A 1,430-nucleotide genomic window follows, 5' to 3' on the forward strand; every position below is an offset into this window, starting at 1 on the left:
AGAGGGCGGTAAGAGAGCTGGTGTCCGTTTCGTGATTGTGGGCGTCGGTGGCGGCAATGTCGCTGGTGGGGCCGGTGTTCAGGGCTTCGGGAGTGCGAACTGGCCGTGTTCGGGTTCGGCGAGGGCGCCGCGGGCGACGAGGCGTTTGACCTTGTGGCGCATGTTGTTGAGGTTGCTGGCCGTGGGTTTCACGCCCATCTCCTCGCAGATGCTCCGCACCCGCAGCGGTCCGTCCGCTCGGGTGAGCACGGCCAGGATCTGCTCGTAGGCCGGGGCATCGGAGGGGGCCGGGGTCGAGGCGGCCGGCGGCTCAGGATCAGGCAGGGCGAGGAGGGTCTGGCGGGTCGTGGCGACGCTCGCGGCCTCCGACTCGAGTCCGGCGAGCCGGGCGGACAGTTCCACGATCTGCGCGCGCAGGATCTCCTGTTCGGCGGCGATCTGCTGTTCGCGGGTCTGGAGCAGGACCAGGACGGCACCGAGGGTGAGGTCCTGGTTCGTCACGCGCAACGCCAGGTCGGGGTCACCGTGCCGGTGAGCCGGCGGGTCATCACGTCGCTTATGGCCCAGTAGACCCGCGACTCGGCGGAGGAGGCGAGGTGTTCGTAGTCCCGCACCAGCCTGCGGAAGAACATCAGGATCCCGTTCGTCTGCTCGACCACCCACCGCTTGGCCTGCGGGACGAACCCCACGTCATCGGGGTTGCGCTTGACGACCTCCACCTCGATGCCCAGCTTCCTGCCGTGGTCCACGACGCTGTTCTTGAACCCCTGGTCCACCAGTGCCTTGACGACCGTGGCATTGTCGGCGGCGACCTTGTCCAGCAGGACGATGCCCGCGGCGTTGTCGTGCGCGCAGGCCGGCAGCACCACCGCCGCGATCACCAGGCCCAGCACGTCCACGGCCAGGGCCCGCTTGCGGCCCGGCACCTTCTTGTTCGCGTCCCGGCCCGTCGTGGACGCGGGAACTCCGGCGGCCGCGTGGAGGCTCTGGGTGTCCAGCACCACCAGCGACGGGTCCTCTAATCGCCCGTTGCGCTCCCGCACCTTCCACCGCAGCAGGTCATGGATGAGCTTGTCCGTGCCGTCGTCGCGCCAGGTGCAGAAGTAGTACTTCACCGCACCCGGCGGCGGGAGGTCGTGCGGCAGGTAGTCCCACTGGCAGCCGGTCCGCGACTGGTAGAGCAGCGCGTTGACGATCTCCCGCATCTCGTACCGGCCCGAATGCCCGCTCACCGAGGGGTGGCGGGCCTTCCAGGCCGAGATCACGGGCTCGACCAGAGCCCAACGCTCGTCGGACAAGTCGCTCTTGTACGGCTGCCGTTCGCTCACTTCACGAGTCCAGCACGACCCCGCCCCGCGATCAGCCCTATACCCCCAGAGCCACACGTTCAGGCGACACCATCACGGACATCAACTCACATACCGCCCTCT

Annotated in this window: 2 protein-coding genes; both read right to left on the minus strand. The window is 68.4% G+C overall.

The window, feature by feature from the left end:
* Nucleotides 1-78: 78 nt before the first annotated feature.
* The gene (locus tag ACWD12_RS41020; protein WP_450103953.1) at nt 79-501 is read right to left on the minus strand and encodes a hypothetical protein; all 423 of its coding nucleotides are present in this window, start codon (nt 499-501) and stop codon (nt 79-81) included.
* On the minus strand, nt 498-1,328 hold the full coding sequence (locus tag ACWD12_RS41025; RefSeq protein ID WP_450103954.1) for an IS5 family transposase: 831 nt from the start codon (nt 1,326-1,328) through the stop codon (nt 498-500). Before ACWD12_RS41025 ends, ACWD12_RS41020 begins: the two co-directional genes overlap by 4 nt.
* Nucleotides 1,329-1,430: the final 102 nt, after the last annotated feature.

It is taken from the genome of Streptodolium elevatio, from assembly GCF_053592165.1.